The organism is Rhizobium tibeticum (assembly GCF_900110205.1).
Classification (GTDB): Bacteria; Pseudomonadota; Alphaproteobacteria; order Rhizobiales; family Rhizobiaceae; genus Rhizobium; species Rhizobium tibeticum.
Genome location: NZ_FOCV01000098.1, coordinates 1 through 6,244 on the forward strand (window position 1 = coordinate 1; position 6,244 = coordinate 6,244).

The following is a 6,244-nucleotide window of genomic DNA, read 5'->3' on the forward strand; positions in this document are numbered from 1 at the left end:
CCGCGCTCCAGCAACATTTCCTCGACCAGCCGCAGGCTCAACGGGAACCGGAAATACAGCCAGACCGCACGGGCGATGATCTGCGGTGGAAAACGGTGGTTCTTGTAGCTGATGGTCGATGAGGTCATCTCAACCGAATTATCCGCCACCCGTTAAGCTGCTGATAACGTGACATCGCCGGCGGTCGGCATAAACGGCAAAGATGAATGTCGTCGATCCGCAAGCTTGGTTGACCCAGACGCTTGAGGCCTTGCAAATGGATGGCCCAGCAGTGAAATCGACGCGCTCATGCCATGGAACTAGGCCCCCTGAACGGCCCCGGCTTGTCGCTTACCATCCTCCGTGGAAAAGCGGAGGTGAATTATCAAGCTCCGCGGCGAGCTTGCATAGGATCTACAACGATCTGCGCGTCCGAAAACTGCGATGCCTTCAGCGCCTTCCGTTCCTTTCCCAGCCAGGAAAATGCACCGGAAAACTCTAGCTAAAATTGGTCCAGTTTGAAGGGTTCAGATCAGAGGCCTGCACTCTTGGCTCCTTCATCACGGCGTTTCGCTGCTAAAATCATAGCCGCTCGCTTATCACTAGATGATTGGTTAGACGAGGCCTGCAGCTTAACCCCGGCAGGGTTCGCCTCGTTTTGTGGCAGCGCGGCATCCCCGTCTGCCTGGGTTCGCGCTATAGCCGACCTAATTCTGGCGAGATTGTCGTCGGGACGCTGCTTCGATGACGCATTTGCGTCTCTCGCATTTCTTCGATTGGCGTTGTCCACGAACGTATCGTTGTCAAATTTGCTTTGTCCACTGGGAGGTTGCGGTTTGTTGAGATCATGTTGACCCGCGTCGGTGCCAATCGCGCCCCGGCCGGTCTGTTTCAACTCTCCTCCGTCGGACGCAATTGGGTTCGTCTGGGAGCGCGGCCGCTCGGCAGTTGACGTTCTTGATGGACTTGATGACGGGGAAGGTGCCGGCGTTGCGTGTGCCTCGCCCCCACTGCCGTCGAGTTGAGCTACCGCGCTCCCAAGCTTCTTCGGCATGCTGGAAGACGGCAGTTTTGGCGTGACCACGACGCTCTTCCAGGTTTCTTTATGCTGGGCTGCTTCTTCGGCTCCCATCTCGAAAGCCTTACTCTCGTCGCTGGTGAGCTTTTTCAGGTCCGTACGAAGCTTCACTCCAAAAAACTTTCTTGATACCACCTTCATGCCATTGGAAAGATACCTGGTCTCACTTTTGTACATTTTACCAACCGTATGCTTGGCCTCGGTTAGTTGATTTGTCTTCTCATCGAATTTCGCCGATCGTTTGTTCAGCAACCTTCGATGGGACCTAATGTTTCGGCCGACCTCATTTCCATTCACATCTAGGAGGGACTGATATGTTTTGCTACCGAAAAGACTCTTTCTCTCCGTTTCCTTGGTTCTCCCATCTCGCGATTTTGTCGAATATTCCCGAAACCCACGCGCTTTGCGTTCAACCAGTTCCAGATTGCCAACCTCATCCCGCTCGAAGACCTCTGTTTTGGAGCCTTTCCTGCGGGTCAGAAGGCGATATTTCTTGTTGTTAGGACCTTCGTACGGGGCGCTCAACTCCTCTGAAATGGCGCGGAAAATCCTACCGTCCTGCAAACGGTTCGTGAAATAGCTTGTGCGGATCAGATTGCCGGTTTCATCGCGTTCCCATCGTTCGCGGAAACTCCCGTCTTTGCGCTCGCGGCTTAGAGAGTGAAGTTCACCCTTGGCGTCAAACTCGTAACTCCTCTTTTTCCGCCAACCCTCCTTCCCAAGTCGGCTGATGTAAACACTTCCTGAGTCGGGGTCGCGTCTTAGGACCTCCGTCTTCCTGCTAGCAATGCCACTCTTGTGAGTGAGCTCGCCATCCTTGGCGATGTTCAGCCTCTTGTTGCCTATCAGCTTATAGCCGACCTCTCCGCGATAGCCCTCCCCGACACTGTCAAAGATGTCCATCACTTTAGCATATCGCTTTTGCTTGCTTGGTCGCTCAAGCTCACGCTTTATTCCGCGCGCCTGTTGGGCCGTCTCCAGCGCTTGAAACCGTTGCTCTTCTTCACGTCTAGCTGAACGTGCCTGCTTATAGGCTGGATTCCGCAATTTAACTGGTTTCTTTCCAATATCTGCCATAAGTGTTACTTTCCTACAAAGAACGTCGATTGACAACAACAGCAAGGTGACTGAATTTTGCTCAGCTCATTCTCAACTGAGCCTGAGCCGGCCCACGATTCAAACACTGTTGGCGGTGTCACGTATTCTGTCGTGACGCTGGTCATACCTCCTATCCGGAGTCGGAGGCGGCTGCGGGCTAGCCACGTCTATGACGCCGTCCAAGTCGGGTCCGCCACGTCCTATGAGGGTATCAGTTACGCAATTCGGAATATCCAGCTGTTTACCTTCATTCTTCTGCTGAGTAGCTCTCTGCAGAGTTTGAGCTAGTGACGTAAATGAGGGTTTCGTATATATTCCGCCTCTATCGGTTTTTCCGTCATCTGCGTAGAAAATCCTGTCTGAAGCATAGGTGTCCACTATGGACGCACGATCTTTAAGTTCAACGGAACCGGCGTCAACTAGCGTTCCATTTACCTCCACAAGGACACGAGAATCGGAGGCATACTTATCAAGCATCTTATTCCAGTCAGGCTTAAATTTACCCCATTGTTCGTTGATCCGGTGTTCGTTGCACACACTTTTGAAGTATTCTGGGTGACGACTAGCTACAAAATCCGGGGTGGCGAACGTATTTCCCTCAGGCATTCTGATGATCATCCGGTGCTCCATCGCATCCATGGAGGGCTTTCCTTGGACGGCCTTCGCGGCAGCGTCGCCGGGCAATTCCTTTACAACCTCGCTGATTGGAAAGTACGTCGTGTCGATCTTTACGTAGGCACTATGCGTATTCCGGTTGTAGCTTCGGTCTTCACCGACATAGTCCCGCAAACGGTGGGTGGCTTGATATTTACCCTGCGTGCTCTCGATGTAGTCGATTGTTTGGTAACCGTGAAGTTTCGACTTCAGCCAAACCTGGCCGCCAAGATCGTCCTCCATTTCCCGAGCGCTAACCGTCTCATAACCATCATTCGGAAGTCGCGAAAACCCCTTTATCTTACCATCCCGCCTTCGATACAGGATGTCAGGTGCCTGCTCGCCGCTTGTGTAGGGGTCCATGTGAGCAAATTCGCGCCTTCTATCCCCAGCTGGGGTTTTATAGATCTGCTTCTCGCCGTCCAGTCTATATTCCGGAACCGTTTCTGGTTTTCCGCCCTTGAATACCGTTTTTCCGTTTTGATCTCTCTTAACGGCTTCGCCTGTTTGGTAGAGCCTGTTGTCTCGCTCTGCGGTCAAACCTAATGATGTTGTTATGTTCCTGAATTCATAGTTCCTATAGTCTTTTGTTGTCAGTTGGCCATCTGGCGCCTTTATGGCATGCCAAAGGCCGTTCTTAGTGTAATAGTTTCCGTCGTACATTATGTACACAAGCTCGCGGTCAAGCTCTTTGGGCGTTTTGTTGCCAACCTGATTAAGAGCCTGAAATTCTGTCCCCTTGAAGAAGGTATAAGCGTTTTTCGCTCGATCGTCCTCTGGGGCGTCCCCACCCACTGGCACTACAGTAATACCGCTCCTTTTAAGCTCGATGTCTTGAACGCCAATCAACATACTTTCATCCGATGGGAGTCTGGCGGCCTTTCCATGCCGATCGGCCGCCAGCTTAAGCATTGACAGCCGTTCAGCAACGGCGTCGTCCTGCATGTCACTGTCATTATCACCCACAGAAATCGTCCTTCCGTAGCTTATTGCAAGTATTTCACTTTATATTCTTGTGTTTTTCGTCCCGAGCCTTAACTGCTCTTTTCATTGCGATAAGGCGGCGCTCTCGATCAGCCATAAACAATTCCGGATTGTCCATTGGAGGGTAGTCGTCTGAACTCTCGATTGTATTATTCCTCCCCGCAGGCCATTCGGCGGTACGAGTGCGTTTGATACCTGACGTTGAAATTTTTAATTTCATGTGATGCGTTACCTTTCCCTTGCATATCTCGAGCTGTTCCGCCTTCCTAATTGCAATAGATTGTGCATGTATTTTGAGTGGTCAATCTAAATTGTGTTACGTCTGAAAGTAAGCGTTGAGCTCAGACCGTCTGAGCTTTGAAGTTCTAGGGCATGAAGCATCGATCTGGCGATGTCACGTTATCAGCAGCTTAACGGGTGGCGGATAATTCGGTTGAGATGACCTCATCGACCATCAGCTACAAGAACCACCGTTTTCCACCGCAGATCATCGCCCGTGCGGTCTGGCTGTATTTCCGGTTCCCGTTGAGCCTGCGGCTGGTCGAGGAAATGTTGCTGGAGCGCGGCATCGTCGTTTCTTACGAAACGATACGGCGATGGGGCCGCAAATTCGGGGCAGCCTACGTCAAGCAGCTGCCTAGAAAGAAGCCGTCGCGGAAGGATATCTGGCATCTGGACGAGGGTGTGCCGCGAGGCACCCACAGCAATGTGGGAGCCGAGCTGCACGGAAGATGAGGGTATGGCCCCTCGAAGCCGACCGTCAGGGGTAGGTTTCAAACCACTGCAAGCTGCGACGGTAAAGAGCCGTGGTGGTGAGCGTTGCAGAAAAGGCGGACTTTAGTTCGTCAGGTGAGGTTTAGAGAGACGAGCGCAAGCGAACCGCTGATGACGTGTCGAAAAGTGCAAGATGATGTCGAAACCGGGAGGAATTCGTTAGCCCGGGACAAGTCTGGGGGGCGACCTGATTTCTGCCCAGGCGGCATCCGGCATAAAGGCGGCGTGACTCTTCACCAGGCTTTCGTGTGGAACGCGGGAACCTGTCGCTCCGATGTTAAGGGAGAAGCCCAAGCAGGTGGTCCCTGCGAGGGTGAGATTACCGAAGCGGAGCACAGGGGCGGAGCAGCCCGTAGTAGTGCTGAAGGTCCTGTAATGGGGCTGGAGCGAAGGGGTTGCGTTGTTCAGCTCTGGAGCGAGGACAACCGGCGACGGGAGGATCCTCGTGGATAGAGCAAAGCCGTATACGATTCCGAAAAGGGAGGTGTGGGAAGCATATAAGAGGGTTAGAGCCAACCAAGGAGCGGCTGGTATTGACGGCCAGACGATTGTGGACTTTGAGGCTGATCTTACGAACACCCTGTACAAGCTCTGGAATCGGCTGGCGTCGGGCAGCTACTTTCCGCCGCCGGTGCGGCGGGTCGACATACCCAAGAGCGATGGGAAGACGCGACCGCTGGGCATACCTACGGTCGCCGATCGCATTGCGCAGATGGTGGTCAAACGCCATCTGGAACCGACGGTGGAGCCCAAATTCCACCAGAATTCCTATGGATATCGGCCCGGCAAATCGGCGCTCGCTGCGATCAGCGTGGCACGGCAGCGATGCTGGCGTTACAACTGGGTTCTTGATCTCGATATCAAGGCTTTCTTTGATAGCATCGAACCGGACCTGCTGATGCGGGCTGTGCGCAAGCACACCGATTGCCCGTGGGTGCTTTTATACATCGAACGATGGCTGAAAGCGCCGGTGCAGATGCCGGACGGAAAGATCGTCGCCAGAGAACGAGGAACGCCACAGGGCGGGGTAATCAGCCCCCTCTTGGCAAACCTCTTTCTTCACTATGCGTTTGACATGTGGATGTGTCGGAATTTCCCGAACATTCCGTTTGAGCGTTATGCTGACGACGCGATCTGTCATTGTCGGACCGAGGACCAAGCGATGGCGCTTCAGAAAGCTCTGGACGCGCGTTTTACTGACTGCGGGCTGACGCTTCATCCTGACAAGACTAAAATCGTCTACTGCAGGGATGAAAGTCGGCGAGGTACTCACCCGGTCTACAAGTTCGACTTTCTCGGCTACACTTTCCGGCCGAGACTTGTGAGCAAGAAGGCCGGGGGCATGGGTGTTTCATTCGGTCCTGCGGCCAGTCCGACGGCGCTCAAGGCGATACGGGGCACCATCCGTAGTTGGTCCTTGCATCTTCGCAGTGACAAAGCTCTCGATGATCTGGCACGGATGTTCAACTCGTACATCCGCGGCTGGATCAATTACTATGGTCGGTTCTGTCCTTCAGCTCTCCAACCTACGCTCTGGAGCATCGAACGATACTTGGCTCGATGGGCTTCGGGAAAGTACAAGTCCTTGCGTAGACACAAGCGGCGATCCCGACATTGGCTTTTGCGCATCGCGCAGCGCCAACCTCGGCTGTTCGCCCATTGGCCTCTGCTTCATGG

General features: G+C 53.5%; 3 protein-coding genes and 3 pseudogenes. 3 read left to right on the plus strand and 3 right to left on the minus strand.

All coding sequences use genetic code 11. The annotated features are described in order from the left end of the window. Window positions 1-175: pseudogene (locus BSG20_RS34500) on the minus strand (IS6 family transposase); the annotation flags it as partial. Window positions 176-193: 18 nt separating this feature from the next. On the opposite strand from BSG20_RS34500, the pseudogene BSG20_RS36140 reads away from it, so the two are divergent. Next, a pseudogene (locus BSG20_RS36140) lies at window positions 194-303 on the plus strand (transposase domain-containing protein); the annotation flags it as partial. 208 nt (window positions 304-511) lie between these two features. Here the strand turns inward: BSG20_RS36140 and BSG20_RS34510 are convergent. Both BSG20_RS34510 and BSG20_RS34515 read right to left on the minus strand, forming a co-directional pair. Next, window positions 512-2,134, minus strand: coding sequence for an effector protein (locus tag BSG20_RS34510; protein WP_093041916.1), 1,623 nt, complete (start codon window positions 2,132-2,134; stop codon window positions 512-514). Window positions 2,135-2,233: 99 nt separating this feature from the next. After that, on the minus strand, window positions 2,234-3,754 hold the full coding sequence (locus BSG20_RS34515; RefSeq protein ID WP_177309929.1) for a VirE2 family protein: 1,521 nt from the start codon (window positions 3,752-3,754) through the stop codon (window positions 2,234-2,236). Window positions 3,755-4,184: 430 nt separating this feature from the next. On the opposite strand from BSG20_RS34515, the pseudogene BSG20_RS34520 reads away from it, so the two are divergent. Beyond that, window positions 4,185-4,480: pseudogene (locus tag BSG20_RS34520) on the plus strand (IS6 family transposase); the annotation flags it as partial. A gap of 532 nt (window positions 4,481-5,012) precedes the next feature. Beyond that, window positions 5,013-6,244, plus strand: a 1,232-nt coding sequence (ltrA, locus tag BSG20_RS34525; protein ID WP_093041920.1) for a group II intron reverse transcriptase/maturase, incomplete at its 3' end; no start/stop codon positions are given.